Origin of the sequence: Paenibacillus aurantiacus (assembly GCF_042431225.1) — a bacterium.
In the GTDB taxonomy this organism is placed as follows: Bacteria; Bacillota; Bacilli; order Paenibacillales; family Paenibacillaceae; genus Paenibacillus_Z; species Paenibacillus_Z aurantiacus.
The window spans coordinates 1-548 of record NZ_JBHMDO010000036.1; the positions used below are offsets into that span (position 1 = coordinate 1).

A 548-nucleotide genomic window follows, 5' to 3' on the forward strand; every position below is an offset into this window, starting at 1 on the left:
ATTTCACCGCTACACGTGGAATTCCACTTTCCTCTTCTGCACTCAAGTCTTGCAGTTTCAAATGCGAATCGGGGTTGAGCCCCGAGCTTAAACACCTGACTTACAAAACCGCCTGCGCGCGCTTTACGCCCAATAATTCCGGACAACGCTTGCCCCCTACGTATTACCGCGGCTGCTGGCACGTAGTTAGCCGGGGCTTTCTTCTCAGGTACCGTCATAGCAGGAGCAGTTACTCTCCCACTCGTTCTTCCCTGGCAACAGAGCTTTACGATCCGAAAACCTTCGTCACTCACGCGGCGTTGCTCCGTCAGACTTTCGTCCATTGCGGAAGATTCCCTACTGCTGCCTCCCGTAGGAGTCTGGGCCGTGTCTCAGTCCCAGTGTGGCCGATCACCCTCTCAGGTCGGCTACGCATCGTCGCCTTGGTGAGCCGTTACCCCACCAACTAGCTAATGCGCCGCAGGTCCATCTGTAAGTGACAGCTTGCACCGTCTTTCCCGATTCGCTCATGCGAGCAAACCGCATATCCGGTATTAGCATTCGTTTCC

The 548-nt window shown here is 55.3% G+C and carries 1 rRNA gene; it reads right to left on the reverse strand.

What is annotated here, in order from left to right:
• Positions 1-548, reverse strand: a 16S ribosomal RNA gene (locus ACFFSY_RS22960); the annotation flags it as partial.